Here is a 23,415-nt window from a genome sequence, read left to right as displayed (position 1 = left end):
GTCCGGGTAGCTGTGGGGAGCTGCCCCTCAGGTGGGATCGAGGGGGTGCAGGTCGGCGTGCTGCACGGTCTCGTTGTCGGGCGCGTAGACGAACCTGCCCTGCAGACGTTCGCCGCCCAGGACGCGCGCCAACCAGTAGCGGTCGTCGTCCCACATCCGGTCCAGCGGCAGACCCCGCACGGGGCACCACCACGGGGCCAGCTCCGAGCTCGGGGTGAGCGCGCCGGTGTGCGTCGTGCTGGTGAAGACCTCCAACCGCAGATCCCATGCGGGTCGGGCGGGGAAGGCGAATTCGAGGCGGGCACACAGCGTGGCGTCGTGGACGGCGAGTCCGGTCTCCTCGTGCGTCTCGCGCACGGCGGCGGCCAGGGGCGACTCGCCGGGCTCCACGTGACCGCCCGGTGCGACGACCCGGCCGGCACCGAAACCGGTCAACTTCTCGCCGAGCAGCAGATCCCCGCCTCGCCGCAGCAGCATCAGGCACATCGCGATCACGGCGAGGGCGTCAATCGGCGGCGCGGCGCAGCTCGGCGTACTCCTGCACGTTGCGCTCCAGTCGGCGGCGCAGCAGCGTGGAGGCGATGATGCCGAGGAAGACGGCGACGGCCAGGCCGGCGTAGGAGAAGTTCTTCAGATACGTCTCGGCCGCTGCCCCCAGGTAGTAGACGAGGTACGCCGTCCCGCCCGCCCAGCAGATCGCGCCCAGCACGTTGGCGGGCAGGAAGCGCGTGTAGTGCATCCTCAGCGATCCGGACAACGGGCCGGCGAAGATACGCAGCAGCGCCACGAACCGGCCGAGGAAGACCGCGACCACGCCGTACCGCTGGAAGACGTGCTCGGCGTACGCCAGCACATCGGCGTTGACGTGTTTGGGGAAGCGGCGTTCCAACCAGCCGAAGAGCCGGTCGCCGTAGCGATGACCCAGGCCGTAACCGATGGAGTCGCCGATGGCAGCACCCAGGACGGCGGCGAGCGCGATCGCGAACGGTCCGGCGGAGATCTTGTGCTGGGAGGCCGCCAGTGCGGCGGCGACCAGCACGATCTCGCCGGGGAACGGCACACCGATGCTCTCTACGAAGACCACGAGTCCCACCAGCAGCAGCACCACGAGGGGCGGGATGGTGGTCAGCCAGTGCTGCACGCGCGCCCCTCAGTGCCAACCGGCGGGGTCGGTGCCGCCGGGGATGTCACAGTCCGGATCGTACGGGGCGCGGGTGAAGCGGAAGGTGCCGAGGTCGAGGTACGGCGGGTGCGGGGGTCCCGCGTCTCGGCGGTGCATCCGCAGCCGCTCGCCGGCGAAGTACTCGTCCAGCCCGGTCCAGGTGTTGGGTCCGCTGGGCACGAACCGGGACCCGCGCCCACCGCCGTCCGGCGCCAGCTCGAGCTCGCCGCCACGCAGGGCTCGCAGGCGGTAGGGCCGTGGCCCCCAGTACCAGCGACCCCCGATGTCCTCGGCGGCCGTGTCCGTGTCTGCAGGGGCCGTCGGAGCCGCCGCCGCTCGCGTCGAGGGCACCTGGTCGGCCACGTCGAGCAACGAGGTCGCCAGCGTGTCGCCGAAGCCGACCGTGGAGTTGCAGAGGACGGCGACGCCGACGCCCCGTCGGGCATCCACCCGTACGGCGCCTACGAACCCGGGCATCGACCCGCCGTGCCCGACGTACCGCACAGCACCCCGGGCGATCACGTCGAGGCCGAAACCGTAGGCACGCGACCACGATCGGCCCGGCACGTCGTCGACCAGCGCCGGCACCTGCATCCGGTGGCGCACGGTGTCGTCCACCACGTCGGGTGCACCGTCGGCGAGGAACATCCCGAGCCGCGCGAGATCGCCGACCGTGGACCACAGCTGACCGGCGGGCGCCATGGCACCGCTGTCGTGGGCGGGCTCGGCGTGCAGCAGGTCGGCGTCCGGGTGCACGGCAAGGCCCGGTGCGGAGCCCGGCCCGGCGTCGTACGTCGTGCGGTCCATGCCCAGCGGCAGGAGGATGTTGTCGCGCACCAGGTCCCACCACGACCGACCGCCCAGCCGCGCTGTCAATTCGCCGAGGATCGCGAAACCGGTGTTGGAGTAGTGGAATCGCCCGATCAGATCGTCGTTGAGTCGCAGTCGGGAGACCAGTTGCTCCCACCTGCGACCCGGGCTGCGTTCCCACCAGGGACCCACGGGCTCGGCGAGCAGGCCTGAGCCGTGGGTGAGGAGTGCTCGCACGGTGACGGAGCCGATCTCGGGCGGCAGCTCGGTCAGCACTCGACCGACCGGGTCGTCCAGGGAGACACGTCCGGCCGCCACCTGCTGCAGCACTCCGATGGCCGTCAGGGTCTTGGTGATCGAGCCGATCCGGTACGCCGTGTCGGGCGTCGCGAGCGCACCGCCCGGGCGCCCGGTGACCCGGCCGCACGCCCCTGACCAGACGACGTCGCCCTGTCGGAAGAGCGCCGCCGCGATCGACGGGCACCGCGACGATCCGTGTGCGGCATCGAGTTCGGCGTCCAGCAGGTTGCGGACGGTGTCGGGCAGGCTCACGTCGCGATCCAGTAGCGGCGGCGGACGCCGGCCATCCGCTCGAAGACGCCCCCGCAGCCCTCGATGGTGCGCCGCGAGGCGATGTTGTCCTCGTCGCAGGTCAGCAGGACCCGCGCGATGCCGAGCGCGGCGGCCCGGAGCAGTGCTGCGCGCAGGGCCGCGGACGCGACGCCGGTGCCCCGGGCGGACGGGCGCACTCCGTAGCCGATGTGGCCTCCGAACTCGCGCAGGAAGTCCGTCTCGATGTGATGCCGCAGCGCGAGCGACCCGAGGACGACGTCGGGCGCGGAGTCGTCGACGATCCAGTACGTCGTGCACGGCACCCAACCGTCGGGCAGCCCGACACCGCATTCCGCGTCCGTGAAGTACCGCACGATCTCGGAATCGGTTGTGCGTGAGAGGAACTCGTCGTGGTCGAGCGGCAGCCCGTATCCGTGCAGAACGGCACCAGCCGGGAAGTCGCCCGCGCTCGCCCGCCACGCTTCGGCCAGCTCGACGGTCGGCCGGACGAGCTCGATCACCGGCGCGGCGTACGGCCGGCGCGCAGCACCGTCGCGCGAGCCAGCGTCTCGACCGAGTCCACGATGTCGGCGCGCTCGCGCCACCCCTGGTCGTCGTAGACCACGGACAGCTCGGTGCAGCCCATCACCACGACACCGGCACCGTCGGCGCGCAGTTGCTCGACCACACCGAGCAACCCCTCGACGTCCACCGGTCCGCCTGCCTTCACTCCGTCGTAGATGACGGACATGACCAGCTTCTGCTGCTCGTCCGACGGCAGCACGACGTCGGCCCCGAGCCGCTGCAGCGCCCGCTGGTAGACCCCGGCAGCGCGGGTGCCGTCGGTGGCGAGCACGGCGACGCCGGCCCCACCCGCGGCCTCGGCGGCGGCACGGGCGGTCTCCTCGACCACGTCGACGACCGGGAGGCCGCTCGCGGCGGTGATTTCGTCGACGAAATGGTGCGCGGTGTTGCACGGGATCGACACGAATGCCGCTCCGAGAGCGGCCAATCGGGTCGCGTCGCGCGCCAGGCCGGGACCGGGATCGGTGGCGTGGTCCGGGTCGAGGATGTACGCCGTCCGGTCCGCTGTCGTGCTGTGGTCGAGCACCACCAGATCGAGGTGATCCTGATCGCGAACGGCCGGGGTGAGGTCGACCACCAGCTTCAGGAAGAGCGCGGTGGCGGCCGGTCCGAGTCCGCCGATCACGCCCACCACCGGCTGCGACCACGCCGGATCGGCGTCGACGCGCAGGTCGGGCGGGAGCGCCGTCATACCAGGGCCTTCGGCTCGGGGTAGTGCTCGCGGTACTTGCGCACGTAGTTGGCCTGGTTGGCCGCGATCCATGCCCAGCGCCGCGGGTGGCGCTCGGCCTTGTAGAACCACGGGTTGGTCACCTCACCGGCCTTCACGGCCCGGTCGAAGGAGGGGCGCACCGCAGGGTCGGTCACGTAGCGCTGCAGCAGCCGCAGCGGGATCGCGGTGAAGACGTGTTCGTGGCTCGCCTCGAGCATCGGTCGGTCGGACAGGTCCTGCCCGCGCACCCATTCGTCGACGTAGAGCTGCACGGTGTTGAAACCGGCCGCGGTGATGTAGAACGACGTCCCGCCGAGCCGCGGGTTGAGCTCGAAGAAGACCGTCCTGCCCGTGCGCGGGTCGAACTTCATGTCGAAGTTGGCGTAACCGCGCCACCCCACGTGCTCCAGCAGCCGGGTCGCGTGCGCCACGGCCTCGTGGTCGGTGCCGGTGAGGATCGCCGCGGGGATGCCGAGCGTCTCGGGGAGTGCTCCTCCAGCAGCACCCGGCCGTACGCCGCGAACTTCACCTGACCCTGCTTGTCGACGTAGCAGGTGAGCAGCCGCATGCCCTGGTCGTCGCCGGGGATGACGTCCTGCAGGATGAACTTGTCGCGGTAGCCGGCGCCGTGCAGCGCGTCGATCAGCGCCCGCAACTCGGCGGCGTCGGCGGCCGAGTGCACCTTCTTCTTGCCCGGGAAGGTGACGGCGGCGTACGCCTCGGCGTTGGAGGGCTTGGCGATCACCGGGAAGGTGAGGGCCGCCATCGCCCGCGTGAGGTCGGAGCGCTCGCCGACGTCGTAGACCACGGTCTGCGGGTGCGGGATGTCCAGCTCGGCGCACAGGTCCGCGAAGTTCTCCTTGCGGCTCAGGCGGTCGATCAGCTCCGGCTCGGCGTACGGGATGACGTAGAGATCCTCCAGCCGGTGCTTGATGCGCGCCAGCACGCTCACCACGTGGTCGGTCGTCGCGAGCAGCAGCTTCTTCTCCGGCCCGATCCGGGTCGCGAGCGCGCGCAACTCGGTGACCAGCCCCTCCGGGTCCTGCAGGCTCGGCACGATGTGGTGATCGATCAGGGAGCTGTGGGCGATCGGTCCGCCGAGCATCGTGGAGACCACGAGCGTGCGGTAGCCGTAGCCGAGGTCGAAGGACCGCGCCAGGCTGTAGCCGAGCCGGTCACCACCGAGGACGACGGGTGCGAACTCCTGACCGGCGAGCAGCCGGTCGGCCGCGCTAGGGGTTTTCGGCATGGGCGGCAGCCTAACCGCGGGCCGAGGGGGCGGTCGGTGGCGGCACGTATCCTGAGCGGCGAGATGAGCAGCCTGTTCGACGACCTCCCCCTGCCCGGAATGTCCCCGTCGCAGGCGGCTGCCACGGCACCCGTGGCGGCCGTCCCCGACCGATCGCGCGACGTCGACGAACGCGGGGTGCCCACCTGGGCGAGCCTGTCGCCGACCGGGACCGGGGCGAACGCCGGTCCGGGTCGCCTGACCGGCGAGCAACTGCTCGAGGGGCTCAATCCGCAGCAGCGTGAGGCTGTCCTGCACCACGGGCCACCACTGCTGATCGTGGCCGGCGCCGGCTCCGGCAAGACCAGGGTGCTGGCTCACCGGATCGGCTACCTGCTCGCCGAGCGCGGCGCCCAGCCGGGGCAGATCCTCGCGATCACCTTCACCAACAAGGCCGCCGCCGAGATGCGCGAGCGCGTCGAGACCCTCGTCGGCCCGGCCGCCCGGGCGATGTGGGTCTCCACCTTCCACTCCGCGTGCGTGCGCATCCTGCGCCGGGAGGCCACCAAGGTCGGGCTGAAGTCGACGTTCTCCATCTACGACGCCGCCGACAGCCAGCGGCTGATGGCGCTGGTGCTGCGCGACCTCGACCTGGACATCAAGCGCTACCCGCCGCGCTCCTTCACCCACCAGGTCAGCAACCTCAAGAACGAACTGGTCGACGAGGAGTCCTACGCCGCGCGCGTCGCCGAGGGCAGCCACCAGGACCGCATGGTGGCCGAGGCGTACGCGTCCTACCAGCGCCGCCTGCGGCAGGCCAACGCCCTGGACTTCGACGACATCATCATGATGACCGTCAACATCCTGCAGGCGTTCCCGGACGTCGCCGAGCACTACCGGCGCCGCTTCCGGCACGTGCTGGTCGATGAGTACCAGGACACCAACCACGCGCAGTACACGCTGGTGAAAGAGCTTGTGGGGTCGCAAGAACGCAGCGGTTCCGGCCCGGCAGATGTCCCGCCCGCGCAGCTGTGCGTCGTCGGCGACGCCGACCAGTCGATCTACGCCTTCCGGGGCGCGACGATCCGCAACATCGTGGAGTTCGAGCAGGACTACCCCGACGCGCGCACGATCCTGCTGGAGCAGAACTACCGCTCCACCCAGAACATCCTGGCGGCCGCCAACTCGGTGATCGCCAAGAATCCCGACCGCCGGCCGAAGAACCTGTGGACCAGCTCCGGCGACGGTGCCGCGATCGTGGGGTACGTCGCGGACTCCGAGCACGACGAGGCCGCGTTCGTCGCGCGCACCATCGACGTGCTCGGGGACGAGCAGGGCGTCAAGCCCAAGGACATCGCGGTGTTCTACCGCACCAACGCCCAGTCCAGAGCGATCGAGGAGGTGTTCGTCCGCGTCGGGCTGCCCTACAAGATCGTGGGCGGCACCCGCTTCTACGAACGCCGCGAGGTCAAGGACGCGCTCGCCTACCTGCGAGTGGTGTCCAACCCGCTCGACACGGTCAATCTGCGCCGGATCCTCAACGTGCCCAAGCGGGGGATCGGCGACCGTGCCGAGGCGTGCGTGAGCGCGCTCGCCGAGCGTGAGCGCATCCCGTTCGTCGCCGCGCTGGGACAGGCCGCGGACGCGCCCGGGATCGCCACGCGGTCGGTCACCGCGATCCAGGCGTTCACCACTCTGCTGGAGGGCCTGCAGACCACCCACCAGTCGGCCGGCGGCGTCGGCGAGCTGCTCGAGGCGATCCTCGACCGCTCGGGTTACCTCGCCGAGTTGCGCGCCAGTCACGACCCGCAGGACGAGACCCGCGTCGAGAACCTGGCCGAACTCGTAGCCGTCGGAAGGGAGTTCGACGACAACTACCCGGAAGGCTCTCTGGAGGACTTCCTCGAGCAGGTCTCTCTGGTCGCCGACAGCGACGAGATCCCCGACGACGTCGAGGACCAGGGCGTCATCACGCTGATGACCCTGCACACTGCGAAGGGTCTGGAGTTCCCGGTCGTCTTCCTGACCGGCATGGAGGACGGCACCTTCCCGCACCTGCGCGCGCTCGGCGATCCGCAGGAGTTGGAGGAGGAGCGCCGTCTGGCGTACGTCGGCATCACCCGGGCGCGCGAGCGACTGCACCTGTCGCGGGCGGAGGTGCGCTCGGCCTGGGGTGCGCCGCAGTACAACCCGCCGTCGCGCTTCCTGGACGAGATCCCCGGCCACCTCATCGAATGGGCGCGGGTGCAGACGACGTCGACCAGGCCGTCCTCGACGCCGGCGGTGGCGCGTCTGGCCGCACGGCCGGGCGTACGAAGCCCCGGCAACCGGCCGGTCATCTCACTGGACGCCGGCGACCGGGTCACCCACGACTCGTTCGGGCTCGGCACGGTCATCCGTGTCGAGGGGCAGGGCGAGCGCTCGATGGCGCACATCGACTTCGGCGGGGACACCGGGGTCAAGCGGCTCCTGCTGCGCTACGCGCCCGTGACGAAGTTGTGACTAGAAGATGTGGTGCGCCTTCAGCCACGGCGCCGGGTCGACCGGCGTGCCGTTCAGGTGGATCTCCAGGTGCAGGTGCGGACCGGTGGAGTGACCGGTGTTGCCGGACCGGCCGACTACCTCGCCCATCGAGAGGCGCTCGCCGACGCTGACGGCGATGTAGGACATGTGCGCGTAGACGGCGTGGACACCGTCACCGAGGTCGAGCTCGACCCGGCTGCCCATCCCGCCGTAGGGGCCCACCGCGACCACGGTGGCGTCGTGCAGTGCGTGCAGCGGGGTGCCGACCGGGGTGGCGAAGTCGTCGCCCAGGTGCTGCGTGCCCCAGCGGCCGCCGAAGGGCGAGGTGAACCTGCCACCGCAGCCGGCGATCGGGCAGGTCCACGGGCTGAGCACTGGCTGGGCCTTGGCGGCCGGCTTCGCGGCGCGCTTCGCAGCGAGCCTGGAGGGAGCGGCCGTGCGCCGAGGCGTCGGCTTCGCAGTGGCCTTGCTGCTGGGCGTGCTCGGCGGCGCAGGGGTGCTGCGGACGGTGGAGCGCGACACCGGTCGCGCATCGCGCAGCAGATCGGCGTGATTCGGTCCGGGCTGTGAGGCCGTGGCTCGTGAGGTGGCCGCCGCGACGGCGACGCGGTCACCCAGCGACATCGCGGGCGCCGTGCCCGAGTCGATCGTCGAGGCGCCGGCGGCGCCGACCGCCACCACGGTGACCGTGATGGCAGCAGCGGACGGGAGGGTGACCCGGCTGACCAGCCGCGACGAGGCGTGGCGGTGCGCTCCCGTCCGTGGGGAGGGGGCAGCGGTCGAGGGGGCACCTGCACGACGCCGACCGACAGCACGACTCACGTTGTTCTACTTCCTCATTCGAGGCCCGGGGCTGAACTCCAGTCGGGCGTGCGCCGCAGGACATCGTCCGGCCAAGACGCGTTTTGACCGTATCGTGACCTTTCCGTGACCTGAAATCGAGGCTGTGGATAACGGTGGTGAGATGCGTCTCACTCCCCGCGCGGGCGCGCCGCTACGCTGCGCGGATGACCACCACAAGTGATCGCCCACTGCGGATCGTCGTCGCCAAACCCGGGCTCGACGGGCACGACCGCGGAGCCAAAGTCGTCGCCCGGGCCCTGCGGGACGCCGGTATGGAAGTCATCTACACCGGGCTGCACCAGACCCCGGAGCAGATCGTGGAGGCCGCGATCCAGGAGGACGCGGACGCCGTGGGTCTGTCCGTGCTCTCCGGAGCGCACATGACGCTGTTCGCGAAGGTGACGGCCCTGCTGAAGGACCGCGACGCGCAGGACATCGTGGTGTTCGGCGGCGGGATCATCCCCGAGGAGGACATCCCGCAGCTGGCGGAGCTCGGGGTCGCCACCGTCTTCACGCCCGGCGCCACCACCGGCGAGATCGTCGGCTGGGTGCGTGCGCACGTCGGGGTCGCCTGAGCACCACCCCTGCGCGGGGATACAGTCCGAGGCGGCATATTTTCTAGGACGTTGAGGACGGCTCAGACGTGGATCTGTTCGAATTCCAGGCGCGCGACATGTTCGAGGCACACGGCGTGCCGGTGCTCGCGGGCAAAACCATCACCGACGCGGCGCAGGCCGAGCAGGTCGCCCAGGAGATCGGTGGCGGTGGAGTCACCGTCGTCAAGGCGCAGGTCAAGACCGGCGGGCGCGGCAAGGCCGGCGGCGTGAAGGTCGCCAAGACGCCGGCCGAGGCCACGACGTACGCCGAGCAGATCCTCGGCATGGACATTAAGGGCCACACCGTGGGCACCGTGATGATCGCTCAGGGCGCCCAGATCGAGCACGAGTACTACTTCTCCGTGCTGTTGGACCGCTCCAACCGCACCTACCTGGCGATGTGCTCGGTCGAGGGCGGCATGGAGATCGAGCAGCTCGCCGTCGAGCGGCCCGACGCACTCGCGCGAATCGCCGTCGACCCCATCGTGGGCATCGACGAGGCCAAGGCACGCGAGATCGTCCAGGCCGCCCGGTTCGACGAGGAGACCGGCGCCAAGGTCGCGCCCGTGCTCCAGAAGCTGTGGGAGGTCTACCGCGACGAGGACGCGACGCTGGTCGAGGTCAACCCGCTCGTGCAGACCGCCGACGGCGCGATCGTCGCCCTCGACGGCAAGGTGACCCTCGACGACAACGCCGACTTCCGTCACCCGGACCACCAGGCGCTGCAGGACCGGTCGGCTGCCGACCCGCTCGAGGCGCAGGCGCACGAGAAGGGCCTCAACTACGTCAAGCTCGACGGCGACGTCGGCATCATCGGCAACGGCGCGGGCCTGGTCATGTCGACCCTGGACGTCGTGGCGTACGCCGGCGAGAAGGTCACCAACCCCGCCGGCGCGCACCCCAAGCCCGCGAACTTCCTGGACATCGGTGGCGGTGCGTCGGCCGAGGTGATGGCCAACGGCCTCGGCATCATCCTGGGCGACCCGCAGGTCAAGAGCGTCTTCGTGAACGTCTTCGGCGGCATCACGGCGTGCGACGCGGTCGCCAACGGCATCGTCGGCGCGCTCGACACCCTCGGTGACGGCGCCACCAAGCCGCTCGTCGTACGCCTCGACGGCAACAACGTGGTGGAGGGTCGGCGCATCCTGGCCGACCGCAACCACCCGCTGGTGACCATCGAAGAGACCATGGACGGCGCCGCGGCCAAGGCCGCCGAGCTCGCCGCACGCTGACTGACGTAGAGGACGGAACACTCCTAATGGCAATCTTTTTGAACGCCGACTCCAAGGTCGTCGTGCAGGGCATGACCGGCTCAGAGGGCATGAAGCACACCACCCGGATGCTGGCCTCGGGCACCTCGATCGTCGGCGGCGTCAACCCGCGCAAGGCGGGTCAGCAGGTCGAGTTCGACGGTGGCAGGAGCGTGCCGGTCTTCGGCACGGTCGCCGAGGCGATGAAGGAGACGGGCGCCGACGTGTCCGTCGTCTTCGTGCCGCCGGCCTTCGCGCGCGCCGCCGTCGTGGAGGCCATCGACGCCGCCATGCCACTGGTCGTCGTGATCACCGAGGGCATCGCCGTCAAGGACACCGCGGAGTTCTACGCGCACGCCGAGGCATCGGGCACCACCCGCATCGTCGGGCCGAACTGCCCCGGTCTCATCAGCCCCGGGAAGTCCAACGCCGGCATCATCCCCGCGGACATCGCGGGGGCGGGTCGCATCGGTCTGGTGTCCAAGTCGGGCACGCTCACCTACCAGATGATGTACGAGCTGCGGGAGTTCGGCTTCTCCAGCGCGGTCGGCGTCGGCGGCGACCCGATCATCGGCACCACCCACATCGACTGCCTCGAGGCGTTCGAGAAGGACGACGAGACCGACGCCATCGTGATGATCGGCGAGATCGGCGGCGACGCCGAGGAGCGCGCCGCGGCGTACATCAAGGACCACGTCACCAAGCCGGTCGTCGGCTACGTGGCCGGTTTCACCGCACCGGAGGGCAAGACGATGGGCCACGCCGGCGCCATCGTCTCCGGATCGTCCGGCACCGCGGCGGCCAAGCAGGAGGCCCTCGAGGCAGCGGGCGTGAAGGTCGGCAAGACGCCGTCCGCGACCGCCGACCTGATGCGCGAGATCATGAAGGGCCTTGCCAAGTAAGGCGACTCACGCACGGTGAGGATGCAGTCGGCCGGTCACCCCGCGGGGTGACCGGCCGTCGTGCATCTGGGCTTGCGTGTTCGGGGCTGAGCGGGCCGAAACGAGCGGTGGGCGTGGGGGATCGCTGCTCGTCTGGGGCTGAGCGGGCCAAGATGCGGGCTCGGGAGGGTGAGGACGCGTCGTTCGGGGCTGAGCGGGCCGAAACGAGAGTGGGCGTGGGGGATCGCTGCGTCGTTCGGGGCCGAGCGGCCCGGAAGGAGGGCCGGCGTGGGGGATCAGCGGCCGGCGAGCGTGATCCGCACGCTGGTCGCCGACCCGGCCGACCTGCTCGCGCCGATCCACTTCGCGCCGTCACGGCCACGATGCCGCTTCCACTCCCGATCACCGACGGTGACGCTGGTGATGCCCTCGGCGTCGGCGTGGGTCACCGCCCACGCGGCGACAGCCCAGGCGCGGTCGGTGCTGCGGGCGCGGAAGGTGACGTCCGAGGTGCCCGCATTCGCCTGCAGACCCGTCTGATTCGCGATCTTCGACACCACCGCCGCGGGGGTAGTGGAGGTCTTGGCCGGGTCGAGACGGCAGGTCACCTTCTCCGGTGCGCCGCCGTCGAGGGAGGCGGTCAGCACCTGACCGGCCGACACGTGGTCCGCGTACGCCGTGGGAACCCCCGAGCGCTGCACCTCCTGCGCCGCGACCTCGACGGCCTGTGCCTGCCAGCCGTCGATGCTGGTCAGCCGGTTGTAGAAGGCGGTGCTGGACTGCACCGGATCGAGGATCTCGGCCTGGGTGCCCCAACCCTGGCTGGGCCGCTGCTGGAAGAGCCCGAGGGAGTCCCGGTCGCCGTAGGTGAGGTTGCGCAGTTTGGACTCGGTGATCGAGGTCGCGACGGCGACCTGCGCGGCGCGTGGCTCCAGGCCCAGCTTCATCGTGCCGACGTCGACGATGGTCGCGGCGTTCGCGGCCTGTTCGGGGAGTATTCGAAGCTGCCGTTCGCGGTGAACTGGCAGGTGGGTGAGCCGAAGTTGTCCAGCAGATGCTGGTAGCCGTAGTACGCGCCACCGGCCACCGCCGCCACGAGCACGATCGGCACCAGGCAGCCGGCGGTCCACCCGCAGCCGCGCCGTCGGCGGGGTGCGTCGTGGAAGTCGAACTGCGCCACGGGATCGTGGGGATCCACGTCGTGGTCCCAACCGTGCGCGTCATCGGGCTCACGTGAGGCGTCGAGGTGATCGTCGTACAACCCGTCGAACTCGCGGTCGTGGGCGTGCGGATCCTTCTTCTTGCGGAATGGCATGTGGGGGACGGTGGCTCTTTCAGTTCTGGTGCAGTACGTCGTTGAGGGCGATGCCGTGACCCTGGCGACCCCGGCATCGGACGACGCCGGTGGTGGAGTCGCGCAGGAAGAGCATCGAGGATCGCCCGGACAGATCGCGGGCCTTGACGACCGAGTCGTCGTCGAGAGTGACCTTGGTGCCCGCGGTGACGTAGAGGCCCGCTTCGACCACGCAGTCGTCGCCGAGGGAGATACCGACCCCGGCCTGTGCTCCGATGAGACAGCGCTCGCCGATGGACACCCGTTCCTTGCCGCCGCCGGACAGGGTGCCCATGATCGAGGCGCCCCCACCGATGTCACTGCCGTCGCCGACCACCACGCCCTGCACGATGCGACCCTCCACCATCGAGGTGCCGAGCGTGCCGGCGTTGAAGTTGCAGAAACCCTCGTGCATGACCGTCGTGCCCGGCGCCAGGTGCGCACCCAGCCGGACCCGGTCGGCGTCGGCGATCCGGACGCCCGACGGCACGACGTAGTCGGTCATCCGAGGAAACTTGTCGACGCCGTAGACATGCACCGGCCCGTCGATCTTCAACCGCATCCGGGTCTCCTCGAACCCCTCGACGGGGCAGGGACCCGCGCTGGTCCAGACCACGTTGGACAGCACCCCGAAGAGCCCGTCCAGGTTGATCGAGTTCGGCCGCGCGAGCCGGTGGGACAGCAGGTGCAGGCGCAGGTACGCGTCGGGCACGTCGGCGGGCGGCGCGTCCAGGTCGACCTGGGTGGAGACCGTCGCGGTCTTGACCCTGCGCGCGATGTCGTCGCCTGCCAGCGCGGCGAGGCGGGCCGGCGTGGAGTACGGGTCGTCCGCGGGCGCGTCACCGAGCTGGGGGTGGGGTACCAGGTGTCGAGGACGGTGCCGTCGTACGTCGTGGTCGTGAGGCCATGACCCCAGGCGCTGCGCGTCATGGCCCCAGGGTAGGTGAGCGACCTGTCGTATCAGCCCGTCCCCGACGCGGGGCCGGTGCGTGTCGGCGTACGGTCGCATAGAAAAGCGAACCGACGGCGAGGAGCGACAGTCATGAAGTACACCCGACTGGGTACGACGGGCCTGCAGGTTTCCAGGATCGCGCTGGGCTGCATGAGCTACGGCGAGCCGCAACGTGGAGCGCACCCCTGGAGCCTGGACGAGGAGGCCAGCCGGCCGTTCTTCCGGCAGGCGATCGAGGCGGGGGTCACCTTCTTCGACACCGCGAACGTCTACTCCGCCGGGTCCAGCGAGGAGATCACCGGACGCGCACTGAAGGACTTCGCCCGCCGCGAGGAGGTCGTCATCGCGACCAAGCTCAACGGCCGGATGGGCCCGGGACCGAACGGCGCGGGCCTCTCCCGCGGTGCGGTGCTGACGCAGATCGACGAGAGCCTGCGGCGCCTCGGCACCGACTACGTCGACCTCTACCAGATCCACCGCTGGGATCCCGAGACGCCGATCGAGGAGACGGTCGAGGCGCTGCACGACGTCGTGCGGTCGGGGAAGGCGCGCTACGTCGGCGCCTCCTCGATGTGGGCGTGGCAGTTCGCCAAGGCGCTGCACGTCGCCGATGCGAACGGCTGGACCCGTTTCGTGAGCATGCAGGACCACTACAACCTCCTCCAGCGCGAGGAGGAGCGGGAGATGTTCCCGCTGCTCGCCGACGAGGGCGTCGGGTCGATCCCCTGGAGCCCGCTGGCCCGCGGCAAGCTCACCCGCGACTGGGACGCCACCAGCACGCGCAGTGAGACCGACGAGTTCGGCAAGTCGCTCTACCGCGACGAGGACCGCACGATCGTCGACGAGGTGGCCAAGGTCGCGGACGAGCGCGGGGTCACCCGCGCGCAGGTCGCGCTCGCGTGGGTGCTGCGCAACCCCGTGGTGAGCTCGCCGATCGTGGGAGCCACCAAGGCCGCCCACCTCGACGACGCGATCGCGGCGGTCGACCTGGAGCTCACCGACGTCGAGTGCGATCGTCTCGAGGCGTCGTACACGGTGCGGGAGCCCGCCGGCTTCAGCTGATCTGCGACCCTGGCGCACGTGTCCGTCCGTCAGGTGCTGCGCACCCACCCGGTGCTCACCGCATGCGTCGGGTACGTCGTGCTGCGCGCGATCTCGGCGCTGGTCATCATCTGGGTCGGCCAGCACGCCTACCACCACCCGTCGCGCGACTACTTCGGTGTCGCCACCCAGTGGGACGGCCAGTGGTACCGCCGGATCGTCGAGCACGGCTACCCGGCCACGCTGCCGCACCGCCCGGACGGGTCGGTGGCCGAGAATGAGTACGCGTTCCTGCCGCTCTACCCCGGGCTGATCCGAGCCCTGATATGGGCGACCGGCGGATCGTTCGAGGTCGTCGCCACGACCCTCAGCCTGGTGCTGGGCGTCGCGGCGACAGGGATGCTGGTGGTCCTGCTGCGGCGGTTCGTCGGACCGGCGGCCGCTGCGGTCGCGGCCATCCTGTGGGCCGCGAGCCCGGCGTCGCCGACCCTGCAGATGGCCTACACCGAGTCGCTGGCCATGCTGCTGCTCGGCGCCTTGCTGTGGGCACTCACGCGTGAGAAATGGCTCATAACAACGTTTCTGGCGCCTGTGGTGGGTCTGGCGCGGCCACTCGGGCCGCCGTTGGTCGTCGCCGCACTGGTCGCAGCGTGGCTGCGGTGGCGCGCCCGCGCGGACCGTCCACTCCTGCGCGGCGAGCGCATCCGGATCGTGGCGATGGTGGTGGTCACGGCGCTCGCAGGGTGGATCTGGGCGGCGTACGTCGGGTGGCGCACCGGCGTGCGCAACGGCTACGTCCTCACCGAGCTCGCCTGGCAGTTCACCGACAACGCGCACCCGTTCGGCTCACTGCTCAGCCAGCTGAACCGGGTCGTGCCCACCCCCGTCAGCGTCGCGATCGCCGTGGCCGTCGGTCTCGGCATCCTGGCGCTGGCGCTCGGACCCTGGGCGCAGCGTCTGGGCTGGGTGCTGCGCCTCTGGGTGGTCGCTTACCTCGGGTACATCGCGGCGGCCGCTCTGGTCAACGCCAGCGTCGTGCGCTACCTGCTGCCCGCCTTCCCCCTGGCGGTCGTCCTCATCGGCGCCGGCCGCGCCCGACCCAGCAGGCGCCAGGGGTCGCGCGCGATCGGATGGTGTCTGGCATTCGTGATCCTGCAGGTCGTCTGGGCCTGGGGGGTGTTGCGTGGGCCGGGCTTCGGCGGCGCACCGTGACCGATGGGACAGGATGAGGCCCATGCCGATCCACACGCTCGACCTGACCCGGGACGTGGTCACCCTCACCGCCGATCTGTGCGACATCGCTTCGGTCAGCACTCAGGAGCGTGCGATCGCCGATGCGGTCGAGGCCGCGCTGCTGTCGCTGCCGCACCTGGACGTCGTGCGCGACGGCAACGTGGTCGTCGCCCGCACAGAACTCGGCCGTGACGAGCGGGTGGTACTGGCGGGTCACCTGGACACCGTCCCGCTGACCGATCCGCCCAACATCCCCGTACGACGCGTCGACGGGATGCTGGTGGGTCGCGGCACCACCGACATGAAGGGCGGCGTCGCGGTGCAGCTCGCGCTGGCGGCGCGGGTGCCCGATCCGTCGCGGGACGTCACCTTCATCTTCTACGACTGCGAGGAGATCGAGGAGGAGTTCAACGGCCTCAAGCGCATCGGCGAGCAGCAGCCCGACCTGCTCGACGCCGAGTTCGCCGTGCTGCTCGAACCGACCAACGGCGGCATCGAAGGCGGCTGCAAGGGCACCCTGCGGGTCGACGTCGTGACGAAGGGGACCTCGGCGCACTCCGCGCGACCGTGGAACGGGCACAACGCGATCCACGACGCGGGCGACGTGCTGGCGCGGCTCACGGCGTACGAGCCGGCGACCGTGCAGGTCGACGGCCTCGACTACCACGAGGCGCTCAACGCCGTGGGCATCAGCGGCGGCATCGCCGGCAACGTGATCCCCGACGTGTGCACCGTCAGCGTCAACTACCGCTTCGCCCCCGACAAGTCCGCGGAGGAGGCACTGGCCCACGTGCAGCAGGTGTTCAGCGGGTACGACGTGACGCTGGGTGACTGCGCGATCGGCGCCCGACCCGGTCTGGACCAGCCCGCCGCCCAGGCGTTCGTCGACGCGCTGGGGCTGCCCGTCGTGGCCAAGGAGGGCTGGACCGACGTGGCCCGGTTCGCGGCGCTGGACATCCCGGCGGTGAACTTCGGTCCCGGTGATCCGAACCTCGCGCACACCGACGACGAACGGTGTCCCGAGCAGCAGATCGAGGACGCGCTGGCGGCGCTGACCCGGTGGCTGGCGTGAGCGGGCGGCGTACGCACCGCAAGGGTGCGAGCACGATGCGGGGCAAGTACCTGCCCGCGACGACGACCGACCAGCGGCTGCTGGACAAGGACCAGGACACCGACTGGGTGCACACCGACCCATGGCGGGTCATGCGCATCCAGGCGGAGTTCGTCGAGGGCTTCGGCACCCTCGCCGAGCTGGGCCCGGCGATCAGCGTCTTCGGCTCGGCCCGGCTGAAACCCGGCTCGGACCTCTACGCCATGGGTGAGGAGGTCGCGCGGCTGCTCGTCGACGCCGGCTACGCGGTGATCACCGGCGGTGGACCCGGCGCGATGGAGGCGGCCAACAAGGGCGCGCACGAGGCGGGCGGCACCAGTGTCGGGCTCGGCATCGAGCTGCCCTTCGAGTCCGGCCTCAATGACTACGTCGACCTGGGCGTGAACTTCCGCTACTTCTTCGTGCGCAAGACGATGTTCGTGAAGTACGCGCAGGGGTACGTCGTGCTGCCCGGCGGTTTCGGCACGCTCGACGAGCTGTTCGAGGCCCTCACCCTGGCCCAGACCCAGAAGGTGACCAGCTTCCCGGTCGTCCTCATCGGGCGGTCGTTCTGGGAGCCGATGATCCAGTGGCTCGGCACCACCGTGCTGGAGCACGGGATGATCGCCGCCAGCGACGTCGCACGCCTGCAGGTCGTCGATACCGCGGCCGACGCGGTGCAGGCGATCGTGAAGGAGAACGCGGTCATCGCCGCGAGCCGCCCGGAGTAGCCGCGGCGTGGAGTCGGCGCCGGGTCTGCCGGATAGTCTGGCGCGGTGACGATCTTCCTGCTGGTGCTCCTCGTGCTGCTGGTGGGTGCCGTGCTCGCGGGCATCGCCGGCTGGTTCGGCGGCCATATGGACGAGCCGACCGCGACGACGCCCTACACCGGTCTGCCCGAGGGCCGACTCGCCGTCGAGGACGTGGAGTCCGTGCGCTTCGACCAGACCCTGCGCGGCTATCGGATGGGTCAGGTGGACGACGTGCTCGACCGTCTGGTCGCGGCCCTCGGAGAGCGGGACGACGAGATCGCCCGGCTGCGTGCCGATGCCTCCGCGCCGCACCCGCGGCGGGACTGAGAACGATGGCCGTCATCCGCATGACGCGCGACACGACCGCCTCCGCCGACGCCGTGTGGGCGGTCGCCTCGGACTGGTCGCGGCACGGCGACTACTTCCCGCTGACCCGGATGTCGGTCGCGGACGAGCCCGCGGGAGTGGGACAGCACTTCACCGCGACCAGCAGACTCGGTCCGCTCGCCATGCCCGACCCGATGGTGGTGACGCAGTGGGACCCCCCGCGGGACGGCGGTGCCGGATCGTTCGCCATCCGCAAACTGGGCAAGGTCCTCGCGGGCACGGTGTCCTTCACGGTGACGCCCATGCCGACCGGGTCGCAGCTGACCTGGGTGACCGACGTCCGGCCGGCGCCCGCATCGCTCGCCGCGGTCAGCAGACCGGTCAGCCGCCCGATCAGCCGGGCCCTCTACGCCGGAGTGCTGAAGAAGATCGTCGCGGCCGCGGAGTCGCAGTGACGTCCGACGGGGTGGTCGTCGGAGAGGACGGATTGGCACGCTGTGCCTGGGGATCAAGCCCGGACTACCTCGTCTATCACGACACCGAATGGGGTGTCCCGGTGCGCGGCGAGCGCGCACTGCTGGAGCGGATAACCCTCGAGGCGTTCCAGTCCGGGCTGTCCTGGCTCACGATCCTGCGCAAGCGGGAGGGGTTCCGCGCTGCGTTCGCCGGTTTCGACCCGCAGGTCGTGGCGGCGTACGACGACGCGGACGTCGAGCGGCTGCTGCAGGACACCTCGATCGTGCGCAACCGCCGCAAGATCGAGGCGGCCCGCGCCAACGCCTGTGCCACCCTCGCGCTGCGTGAGCGCGGCGGTCTCGATGAGCTCTTCTGGTCGCACGCACCCGCTGTGCACACCCCGCCGGCCGGGCTTGCCGACGTCCGCGCGACCTCCCCGGAATCGGTGGCGCTGGCGAAGGAGCTGAAGACGGCGGGCTTCGCGCACGTCGGGCCCACCACGATGTATGCCGCGATGCAGGCCTGCGGGGTGGTCGATGACCACCTGCGTGACTGTCACCGGTCCGCGGCGAGCGCGTGACCGCTCTGTTGGCCCCCCGCGCCGTCGCACGCGCGCGCGCCGACTGGCGGATCCTGGCCGACCGTCGCCTGGTGCCGCTGGTGGTGCTCGGGTACCTGGTGTGCCGGGCGTTCTCGGCCGTCCTGATGATCTGGCTGGCCCGTCATCAGCCGCCCGCCGGCGTTCCGGGCGGGGTCTCCGGCGGCCACGCGACGTACTGGGACGAGACCCGCATGTGGGACGGGCGGTGGTACCAGGAGATCGCCGCGCACGGGTACCCGCATCACCTGCCGGTCGGTCAGGACGGCAAGGTCGCGCAGAACGCCTGGGCGTTCCTGCCGCTCTACCCGCTCGCCGTGAAGTGCCTGATGCTCGTGACCGGAGCCTCGTTCGCGGTGGCCGGTTCGTTGCTGTCACTGGTGCTCGGCGGCGCCGCGGTGGCGGTGATGGCCGTGCTGCTGCGCGACCGGATCGGTGCGCCGGCCGCGATCGCCAGTGCGGTGGTCTTCAGTGCGCTGCCGCCGGCGATCACCCTGCAGATGACCTACACCGAGTCGCTGGCCCTGCTGGTGCTGATGGGCTTCCTGCTGGCGCTCGAGCGTGAGCAGTGGGTCGTGGCCGCCGTCCTCGCGCTCACCATGGGCCTGACCCGTCCCATCGCCGCGCCGATGGTGCTGGTCGTCCTGGCCGTGGCCGTCTCGAGGTGGCGCGAGCGGCGCATCCGGCCGTTGCGGGGCAGCGACTGGGTCGGCATGTCGGCGGTGGCGGCCGCGGGCATGGTGGGGGGCGCTGTTGTGGGCGCAGATCGCCGGTCGGGTGACCGGCGTCCGGTCGGCGTACTTCGACACCCAGGGCGCCTGGCGCGCCGACGGGGTCGTCTTCTTCGTGCCCTGGGTGCGCAACTTCGAGTTGCTCTTCGGCCAGGTCGGGGCGGTCATCGTCCTCGTGGCGCTGCTCGCGACGTTCGTGGTGATGGTCACCGGGCCGTGGGCGCGCGCGCTCGGACCGGTGCTGCTGGGCTGGACCGTGGCGTACGCGGCGTACCTGGTCGCGACCGTCGACGTGTGGACCAGCACCTACCGCTACGCGATGTTCCTCTTCCCGCTGGTGCCCGTCACGCTCGGCGTCGGATGGGTGCGCCGCGAACGCCGCGTCCTCGTCCCGCTGCGGTGCGCGGTCTTCCTGCTGCTCTCGCTCGGCTGGCAGGTCTGGTGGGCCTGGACGCTGCTGCGTTTCGTGCCGCCCATCGGCAACCCGATCTGAACCTCAGCGTCCCTCGAACCGGGCCGGTGTCTTGGACAGGAACGCCTCGACGGCGGCCGCATGGTCCTGCGAGGAACCGGTGCGCGCCATCAGTTCCGCCTCGTGCGCCAGGGACGCCTCCAGGTCGTGCCCGGCCGAGTAGTCCAGGGCCTGCCGGATCGAGGCGTACGCCAGTGTCGGGCCGGCCGCCAGCTGCGCCGCGAACTGCGCGACTGTCTCCTCTAGCTCGGCCGCCGGTACGAGGCGGGTCACCAACCCCAGCTGCTGCGCCTCCTGCGCCGGGACGGTCCGGGGGAACATCAGCAGCTCGCGCGCCGCGGGGTAGCCGATCAACCGCGGCAACGTCCAGGACGATCCGGTGTCGCTGGAGAGCCCGATGGCCGCGAACGAGGTGTTGAAGCCGGCGGTGTCCGCGACGATCCGGGCGTCGGCCGCGAACGCCATCGACGCACCCGCACCGGCGGCGATGCCGTTGACGGCGGCGATCACCGGCTTGTCCATGGTGAGCAGCAGGGTGGCGATCGGGTTGTAGTGCGACTCCACCGTCGAGGACAGCGGCTCGCCGCTGCGCAGCTGCGTGACGTGCTCCTTGAGGTCCTGCCCGACGCAGAACGCCTTGCCGGTGCCGGTGAGCACGACCGCGCGCACCTGGGTGTCCGCCGCCAGCTCCTGCAGGTTGGACAACAGCGACTCCTTGGTCGCGAGGTCCAGGGCGTTCATGGCCTCGGGCCGGTTCAACCGGACGGTCGCGACGCCCTCGGTGTGCGTGACTACGACGGGGTGTTCGGCCTGCTCGGCGGCGGACGTCATCGGGGTCTCCTCGGGGAACGGGCGGGTGTGCGGGGCGCGGCGGATTTCCGCAACGCACCCGGTTCGGCGATAATAAGGCTCAATTGCGAGGCCGTTCCGGCCAGCAGATCGTTCGGAAAGCTGCGTGGCGGGTGGCGCGAAGGCGTCACGCCACCGAAGGGAGCACCATGGCGGCGATGAAGCCGCGGACCGGAGACGGCCCGCTCGAGGTCACCAAAGAGGGCCGCAGCATCCTGCTGCGCATGCCGCTCGAAGGCGGTGGCCGGCTGGTGGTGGAGATGAACGCCGAGGAGGCCGCCGCGCTCGGTGATGCGATCAAGCGCTGTATCGGCTGAGGCGACCCTCATCCGCGACGAAGACCTCACCCGTCCGGGTGGGGTCTTCGTTCTTGTGCGGGCCCCGGTCAGTCGGGGGTGACGGCGGTCAGGAGGCCGTCGCCGACCGGCAGCAGCGCGACCCGCAACGTCGGGTCGTCGCGCAGCGACTTGCCGAGGTCGCGCACGATCGTGGTGGCCTCGTCGCGCGCCACCGGGTCGGCGACCTTGTCGTGCCACAGCATGTTGTCGATCGCCAGCACGCCGCCGGGGCGCAGCAGTCGCAGGGCCTGCTCGACGTACACCGGGTAGTCGGGCTTGTGGCCGTCGACCAGCACCATGTCGTACGCCGAGTCGGTCAGCCGGGGGAGCACCGTGAGGGCGTTGCCGCAGATGATGCGCAGCCGGTGCGGCGCGATGCCCGCCTCGGCGTAGGCCTCGCGGGCCGCGCTCTGGTGCTCGGCGCTGACGTCGATGGTCGTGAGGACCCCCCGCGCCGGCATCCCGGAGAGCAGCCAGAGGCCGGAGACTCCCGCTCCCGTGCCCACCTCGACGACCGATGTGGCACGCGCCGCGGCGGCCAGGGTCTGCAACGCGGCTCCGGTGCCCGTGCCGATCGGGGTCGCGCCGAGCTTCTCTCCCCGCTCGCGGGCGCGCGCAACGGCCTCGGGCTCGGTGATGAAGTCCTCGGCGTAGCTCCAGCTCGACGCGCGCATCTGCATGGGTGCAGTCTGCCGGGCCGCGGCGGCACATACCAATACGGCACCGATCTGCTCGCCCGCCGGGAGAACATTCCGGACCCGTCGTACGTTGAAGCGATATGCACCGCATCGAGGATGCCAAGCAACCGCACAGCCCACGCACAGCGGACCTGGCGAGGCTGAGGTCATGACGACCCAGCATGCCCCGTCGACGACCCGCACGATCGTGCCCGACGAGGCGCCACCGGGCTGGGTGCCGCCCACCTGGGAGGAGATCGTCACCGAGCACTCCGCGCGCGTCTACCGGCTGTCCTACCGGCTGACCGGGAACGTGCACGATGCCGAGGACCTCACGCACGACGTGTTCCTGCGCGTGTTCCGCTCACTCGGCTCCTACCGTCCCGGCACGTTCGAGGGCTGGCTGCACCGCATCACCACCAACGTTTTCCTGGACAAGATGCGCCGCAAGCAGCGCATCCGCTTCGACGCCCTCTCCGACGAGTCCGCAGCAAGGCTCCCGAGCCGTGAGGGCAGTCCGGAGCAGACCTACGTCGACGCGCACTTCGACGACGACATCCAGCGGGCCCTGGACGCCCTCGCACCGGACTTCCGCGCGGCCGTGGTGCTGTGCGACATCGAGGGCCTGTCGTACGAGGAGATCGCCGCAACTCTGGACGTGAAGCTCGGCACGGTGCGATCGCGGATCCACCGAGGCCGCGCGCAGCTGCGCGAGGCGCTGGCCCACCGGGCGCCGCGTCCGCAGGCCACGTCCACGGCGCCTGCCACCCGCCCGGGTCTGAGCATGCCGGTGATGCCGGCGGGTTCCCTATGATCCGCGTGCGCGACGGGCAGGACATGCACGATCAGGACGTCCTGTCCGACTACGTCGACGGGATGCTGGACCCTGAGCGGACCTGCGGCGTCGAGCGGCACCTGTCGGTCTGCCTGCACTGCCGCGCCTTCGTGCAGGAGCAGCGCGAGGTCATCGCGCGGATGCGCAGCTTCACCCTGGGTCATCAGGGCCAGCACGACCTCGCGGCCGGGCTGATGCACATGGCGCGGGAGGCGCACCGGGAGTGCGCACCCATCCGGCCGCAGGGGCCGGCCACCCTGGCGATCTCCGCGCCCGCGCAGTACGCGTCGGCACGGCGTTCCGTCGCGTGCGCCATGTTCGCCGTGGCGGGATGCGTCGGCGCCGCGCTCGTCGCGGTCCAGGTGCCGGTGGGCACCACCGGCGGGACGCCGGGTCAGATGCAACGAGGAGGGTCCTCGGTCGTACGGCAGCTGCCCCGGGCGTCGAGCGGCTCCGGCACCGAGCCGGTGGCCGATCCCGTCGTGCGCGCGGCAATGGTGCGGTCCGGCGGCCACTGACCCGTGTCGTAAGCGACAATCGCCGGTATGACGCCGTCCGACCCGCCGAGGCCAGATCCCATGCCCGGCGG

The 23,415-nt window shown here is 70.7% G+C and carries 29 protein-coding genes and 1 pseudogene; 15 read left to right on the top strand and 15 right to left on the bottom strand.

Features of this window, described 5'->3' with window-relative positions:
• Positions 1-27: 27 nt before the first annotated feature.
• Genes LVQ62_RS17025 through LVQ62_RS16995 form a run of 7 tightly spaced genes read right to left on the bottom strand, consistent with a single transcriptional unit; the run spans position 28 to position 5,070 of the window.
• A complete protein-coding gene (locus tag LVQ62_RS17025; protein WP_233767918.1) occupies positions 28-486 on the bottom strand; it encodes an 8-oxo-dGTP diphosphatase in 459 nt (152 codons plus the stop codon).
• Positions 487-505: 19 nt separating this feature from the next.
• Positions 506-1,141: a DedA family protein gene (locus tag LVQ62_RS17020; protein WP_233763352.1), complete on the bottom strand. Its 636-nt coding sequence runs from the start codon at positions 1,139-1,141 to the stop codon at positions 506-508.
• A gap of 9 nt (positions 1,142-1,150) precedes the next feature.
• A complete protein-coding gene (locus LVQ62_RS17015) occupies positions 1,151-2,524 on the bottom strand; it encodes a serine hydrolase (RefSeq protein ID WP_233763351.1) in 1,374 nt (457 codons plus the stop codon).
• A complete protein-coding gene (locus tag LVQ62_RS17010) occupies positions 2,521-3,045 on the bottom strand; it encodes a GNAT family N-acetyltransferase (RefSeq protein WP_233763349.1) in 525 nt (174 codons plus the stop codon). Before LVQ62_RS17010 ends, LVQ62_RS17015 begins: the two co-directional genes overlap by 4 nt.
• Positions 3,042-3,800 (bottom strand): aspartate/glutamate racemase family protein, encoded by a 759-nt coding sequence (locus LVQ62_RS17005; RefSeq protein ID WP_233763347.1) that lies wholly within the window; start codon positions 3,798-3,800, stop codon positions 3,042-3,044. Before LVQ62_RS17005 ends, LVQ62_RS17010 begins: the two co-directional genes overlap by 4 nt.
• A complete protein-coding gene (locus tag LVQ62_RS17000; RefSeq protein ID WP_233763346.1) occupies positions 3,797-4,252 on the bottom strand; it encodes a hypothetical protein in 456 nt (151 codons plus the stop codon). Before LVQ62_RS17000 ends, LVQ62_RS17005 begins: the two co-directional genes overlap by 4 nt.
• Positions 4,189-5,070, bottom strand: a complete 882-nt coding sequence (locus LVQ62_RS16995; RefSeq protein WP_233763344.1) for a hypothetical protein — start codon at positions 5,068-5,070, stop codon at positions 4,189-4,191. Before LVQ62_RS16995 ends, LVQ62_RS17000 begins: the two co-directional genes overlap by 64 nt.
• 63 nt (positions 5,071-5,133) lie before the next feature.
• On the opposite strand from LVQ62_RS16995, the gene pcrA reads away from it, so the two are divergent.
• On the top strand, positions 5,134-7,551 hold the full coding sequence (gene pcrA / locus LVQ62_RS16990; RefSeq protein ID WP_233763343.1) for a DNA helicase PcrA: 2,418 nt from the start codon (positions 5,134-5,136) through the stop codon (positions 7,549-7,551).
• On the opposite strand, the gene LVQ62_RS16985 is transcribed toward pcrA, so the two are convergent.
• Positions 7,552-8,250: a M23 family metallopeptidase gene (locus LVQ62_RS16985; protein ID WP_233763341.1), complete on the bottom strand. Its 699-nt coding sequence runs from the start codon at positions 8,248-8,250 to the stop codon at positions 7,552-7,554.
• 329 nt (positions 8,251-8,579) lie between these two features.
• On the opposite strand from LVQ62_RS16985, the gene LVQ62_RS16980 reads away from it, so the two are divergent.
• From LVQ62_RS16980 to sucD, 3 genes are all read left to right on the top strand, one after another.
• A complete protein-coding gene (locus tag LVQ62_RS16980; RefSeq protein WP_179479280.1) occupies positions 8,580-8,990 on the top strand; it encodes a cobalamin B12-binding domain-containing protein in 411 nt (136 codons plus the stop codon).
• Positions 8,991-9,058: 68 nt separating this feature from the next.
• Entirely contained in the window at positions 9,059-10,243 is a 1,185-nt protein-coding gene (sucC, locus tag LVQ62_RS16975) for an ADP-forming succinate--CoA ligase subunit beta (protein WP_179479282.1), read from the top strand.
• A gap of 26 nt (positions 10,244-10,269) precedes the next feature.
• On the top strand, positions 10,270-11,163 hold the full coding sequence (gene sucD, locus LVQ62_RS16970; protein ID WP_233763339.1) for a succinate--CoA ligase subunit alpha: 894 nt from the start codon (positions 10,270-10,272) through the stop codon (positions 11,161-11,163).
• A gap of 275 nt (positions 11,164-11,438) precedes the next feature.
• Here the strand turns inward: sucD and LVQ62_RS16965 are convergent, their stop codons facing one another.
• The 3 genes and pseudogenes from LVQ62_RS16965 to dapD form a co-directional block, all read right to left on the bottom strand.
• Positions 11,439-12,089, bottom strand: coding sequence for a hypothetical protein (locus LVQ62_RS16965; RefSeq protein ID WP_233763338.1), 651 nt, complete (start codon positions 12,087-12,089; stop codon positions 11,439-11,441).
• The gene (locus LVQ62_RS16960; RefSeq protein WP_233763336.1) at positions 12,086-12,457 is read right to left on the bottom strand and encodes a hypothetical protein; all 372 of its coding nucleotides are present in this window, start codon (positions 12,455-12,457) and stop codon (positions 12,086-12,088) included. Before LVQ62_RS16960 ends, LVQ62_RS16965 begins: the two co-directional genes overlap by 4 nt.
• A 19-nt stretch (positions 12,458-12,476) precedes the next feature.
• Positions 12,477-13,405: pseudogene (dapD, locus tag LVQ62_RS16955) on the bottom strand (2,3,4,5-tetrahydropyridine-2,6-dicarboxylate N-succinyltransferase).
• Positions 13,406-13,517: 112 nt separating this feature from the next.
• Here dapD and LVQ62_RS16950 point away from each other — a divergent pair.
• Genes LVQ62_RS16950 through LVQ62_RS16920 form a run of 7 tightly spaced genes read left to right on the top strand, consistent with a single transcriptional unit; the run spans position 13,518 to position 18,906 of the window.
• Positions 13,518-14,489: an aldo/keto reductase gene (locus LVQ62_RS16950; RefSeq protein ID WP_233763334.1), complete on the top strand. Its 972-nt coding sequence runs from the start codon at positions 13,518-13,520 to the stop codon at positions 14,487-14,489.
• 18 nt (positions 14,490-14,507) lie between these two features.
• Positions 14,508-15,680 carry a hypothetical protein gene (locus LVQ62_RS16945; protein WP_233763333.1) on the top strand — a complete coding sequence of 391 codons (1,173 nt, stop codon included), beginning with the start codon at positions 14,508-14,510 and terminating at the stop codon, positions 15,678-15,680.
• A gap of 22 nt (positions 15,681-15,702) precedes the next feature.
• The gene (dapE, locus tag LVQ62_RS16940) at positions 15,703-16,773 is read left to right on the top strand and encodes a succinyl-diaminopimelate desuccinylase (protein ID WP_208051387.1); all 1,071 of its coding nucleotides are present in this window, start codon (positions 15,703-15,705) and stop codon (positions 16,771-16,773) included.
• A gap of 35 nt (positions 16,774-16,808) precedes the next feature.
• Complete coding sequence (locus LVQ62_RS16935; RefSeq protein WP_208051412.1) at positions 16,809-17,522, top strand: TIGR00730 family Rossman fold protein; 714 nt, start codon at positions 16,809-16,811, stop codon at positions 17,520-17,522.
• 45 nt (positions 17,523-17,567) lie between these two features.
• Positions 17,568-17,870, top strand: a complete 303-nt coding sequence (locus tag LVQ62_RS16930; RefSeq protein WP_233763332.1) for a DivIVA domain-containing protein — start codon at positions 17,568-17,570, stop codon at positions 17,868-17,870.
• 20 nt (positions 17,871-17,890) lie between these two features.
• The gene (locus LVQ62_RS16925) at positions 17,891-18,325 is read left to right on the top strand and encodes an SRPBCC family protein (RefSeq protein WP_233763331.1); all 435 of its coding nucleotides are present in this window, start codon (positions 17,891-17,893) and stop codon (positions 18,323-18,325) included.
• Positions 18,322-18,906, top strand: a complete 585-nt coding sequence (locus tag LVQ62_RS16920) for a DNA-3-methyladenine glycosylase I (protein WP_304504469.1) — start codon at positions 18,322-18,324, stop codon at positions 18,904-18,906. The genes LVQ62_RS16925 and LVQ62_RS16920 overlap by 4 nt, the downstream gene beginning before the upstream one ends.
• Positions 18,907-19,228: 322 nt before the next feature.
• On the opposite strand, the gene LVQ62_RS16915 is transcribed toward LVQ62_RS16920, so the two are convergent.
• Both LVQ62_RS16915 and LVQ62_RS16910 read right to left on the bottom strand, forming a co-directional pair.
• Positions 19,229-19,417, bottom strand: a complete 189-nt coding sequence (locus tag LVQ62_RS16915) for a hypothetical protein (protein WP_233763330.1) — start codon at positions 19,415-19,417, stop codon at positions 19,229-19,231.
• Between the two features lie 12 nt (positions 19,418-19,429).
• A complete protein-coding gene (locus LVQ62_RS16910) occupies positions 19,430-19,663 on the bottom strand; it encodes a hypothetical protein (protein WP_233763329.1) in 234 nt (77 codons plus the stop codon).
• Between the two features lie 14 nt (positions 19,664-19,677).
• On the opposite strand from LVQ62_RS16910, the gene LVQ62_RS16905 reads away from it, so the two are divergent.
• The gene (locus tag LVQ62_RS16905) at positions 19,678-20,148 is read left to right on the top strand and encodes a hypothetical protein (protein WP_233763328.1); all 471 of its coding nucleotides are present in this window, start codon (positions 19,678-19,680) and stop codon (positions 20,146-20,148) included.
• Positions 20,149-20,151: 3 nt separating this feature from the next.
• Here LVQ62_RS16905 and LVQ62_RS16900 read toward each other — a convergent pair whose 3' ends face one another.
• The gene (locus tag LVQ62_RS16900) at positions 20,152-20,958 is read right to left on the bottom strand and encodes an enoyl-CoA hydratase/isomerase family protein (RefSeq protein WP_233763327.1); all 807 of its coding nucleotides are present in this window, start codon (positions 20,956-20,958) and stop codon (positions 20,152-20,154) included.
• 167 nt (positions 20,959-21,125) lie between these two features.
• Here LVQ62_RS16900 and LVQ62_RS16895 point away from each other — a divergent pair, with 167 nt between their 5' ends.
• Positions 21,126-21,293: a DUF3117 domain-containing protein gene (locus LVQ62_RS16895; RefSeq protein WP_233763326.1), complete on the top strand. Its 168-nt coding sequence runs from the start codon at positions 21,126-21,128 to the stop codon at positions 21,291-21,293.
• A gap of 68 nt (positions 21,294-21,361) precedes the next feature.
• On the opposite strand, the gene LVQ62_RS16890 is transcribed toward LVQ62_RS16895, so the two are convergent.
• On the bottom strand, positions 21,362-21,988 hold the full coding sequence (locus LVQ62_RS16890; protein WP_179483577.1) for an O-methyltransferase: 627 nt from the start codon (positions 21,986-21,988) through the stop codon (positions 21,362-21,364).
• A gap of 172 nt (positions 21,989-22,160) precedes the next feature.
• On the opposite strand from LVQ62_RS16890, the gene sigE reads away from it, so the two are divergent.
• Complete coding sequence (gene sigE / locus LVQ62_RS16885; RefSeq protein ID WP_233763325.1) at positions 22,161-22,805, top strand: RNA polymerase sigma factor SigE; 645 nt, start codon at positions 22,161-22,163, stop codon at positions 22,803-22,805.
• Entirely contained in the window at positions 22,802-23,344 is a 543-nt protein-coding gene (locus LVQ62_RS16880; protein WP_233763324.1) for an anti-sigma factor, read from the top strand. The genes sigE and LVQ62_RS16880 overlap by 4 nt, the downstream gene beginning before the upstream one ends.
• Positions 23,345-23,415 lie beyond the last annotated feature (71 nt).

The sequence above is a fragment of the Allobranchiibius sp. GilTou73 genome (assembly GCF_021391335.1).
Classification (GTDB): Bacteria; Actinomycetota; Actinomycetes; order Actinomycetales; family Dermatophilaceae; genus Allobranchiibius; species Allobranchiibius huperziae.
Note: the sequence above shows the minus strand (reverse complement) of the source record. Positions and strands in the feature narration are given on the sequence as shown.

Bases quoted from the DNA above. Each gene is read 5' to 3' on its own strand.
- LVQ62_RS16890 (WP_179483577.1), bottom strand. From the start codon at position 21,988: ATGCGCGCGTCGAGCTGGAGCTACGCCGAGGACTTCATCACCGAGCCC.
- LVQ62_RS16935 (WP_208051412.1), top strand. From the start codon at position 16,809: ATGCGGGGCAAGTACCTGCCCGCGACGACGACCGACCAGCGGCTGCTG.
- LVQ62_RS16910 (WP_233763329.1), bottom strand. From the start codon at position 19,663: ATGCCCGCGGCCGCCACCGCCGACATGCCGACCCAGTCGCTGCCCCGC.
- LVQ62_RS16965 (WP_233763338.1), bottom strand. From the start codon at position 12,089: ATGAAGCTGGGCCTGGAGCCACGCGCCGCGCAGGTCGCCGTCGCGACC.
- sigE (WP_233763325.1), top strand. From the start codon at position 22,161: ATGACGACCCAGCATGCCCCGTCGACGACCCGCACGATCGTGCCCGAC.
- LVQ62_RS16995 (WP_233763344.1), bottom strand. From the start codon at position 5,070: ATGCCGAAAACCCCTAGCGCGGCCGACCGGCTGCTCGCCGGTCAGGAG.
- LVQ62_RS16900 (WP_233763327.1), bottom strand. From the start codon at position 20,958: ATGACGTCCGCCGCCGAGCAGGCCGAACACCCCGTCGTAGTCACGCAC.
- LVQ62_RS16895 (WP_233763326.1), top strand. From the start codon at position 21,126: ATGGCGGCGATGAAGCCGCGGACCGGAGACGGCCCGCTCGAGGTCACC.
- dapE (WP_208051387.1), top strand. From the start codon at position 15,703: ATGCCGATCCACACGCTCGACCTGACCCGGGACGTGGTCACCCTCACC.
- LVQ62_RS17025 (WP_233767918.1), bottom strand. From the start codon at position 486: ATGTGCCTGATGCTGCTGCGGCGAGGCGGGGATCTGCTGCTCGGCGAG.
- sucD (WP_233763339.1), top strand. From the start codon at position 10,270: ATGGCAATCTTTTTGAACGCCGACTCCAAGGTCGTCGTGCAGGGCATG.
- LVQ62_RS17005 (WP_233763347.1), bottom strand. From the start codon at position 3,800: ATGACGGCGCTCCCGCCCGACCTGCGCGTCGACGCCGATCCGGCGTGG.
- LVQ62_RS16950 (WP_233763334.1), top strand. From the start codon at position 13,518: ATGAAGTACACCCGACTGGGTACGACGGGCCTGCAGGTTTCCAGGATC.
- LVQ62_RS16880 (WP_233763324.1), top strand. From the start codon at position 22,802: ATGATCCGCGTGCGCGACGGGCAGGACATGCACGATCAGGACGTCCTG.
- LVQ62_RS16980 (WP_179479280.1), top strand. From the start codon at position 8,580: ATGACCACCACAAGTGATCGCCCACTGCGGATCGTCGTCGCCAAACCC.
- pcrA (WP_233763343.1), top strand. From the start codon at position 5,134: ATGAGCAGCCTGTTCGACGACCTCCCCCTGCCCGGAATGTCCCCGTCG.
- LVQ62_RS16960 (WP_233763336.1), bottom strand. From the start codon at position 12,457: ATGCCATTCCGCAAGAAGAAGGATCCGCACGCCCACGACCGCGAGTTC.
- LVQ62_RS16925 (WP_233763331.1), top strand. From the start codon at position 17,891: ATGACGCGCGACACGACCGCCTCCGCCGACGCCGTGTGGGCGGTCGCC.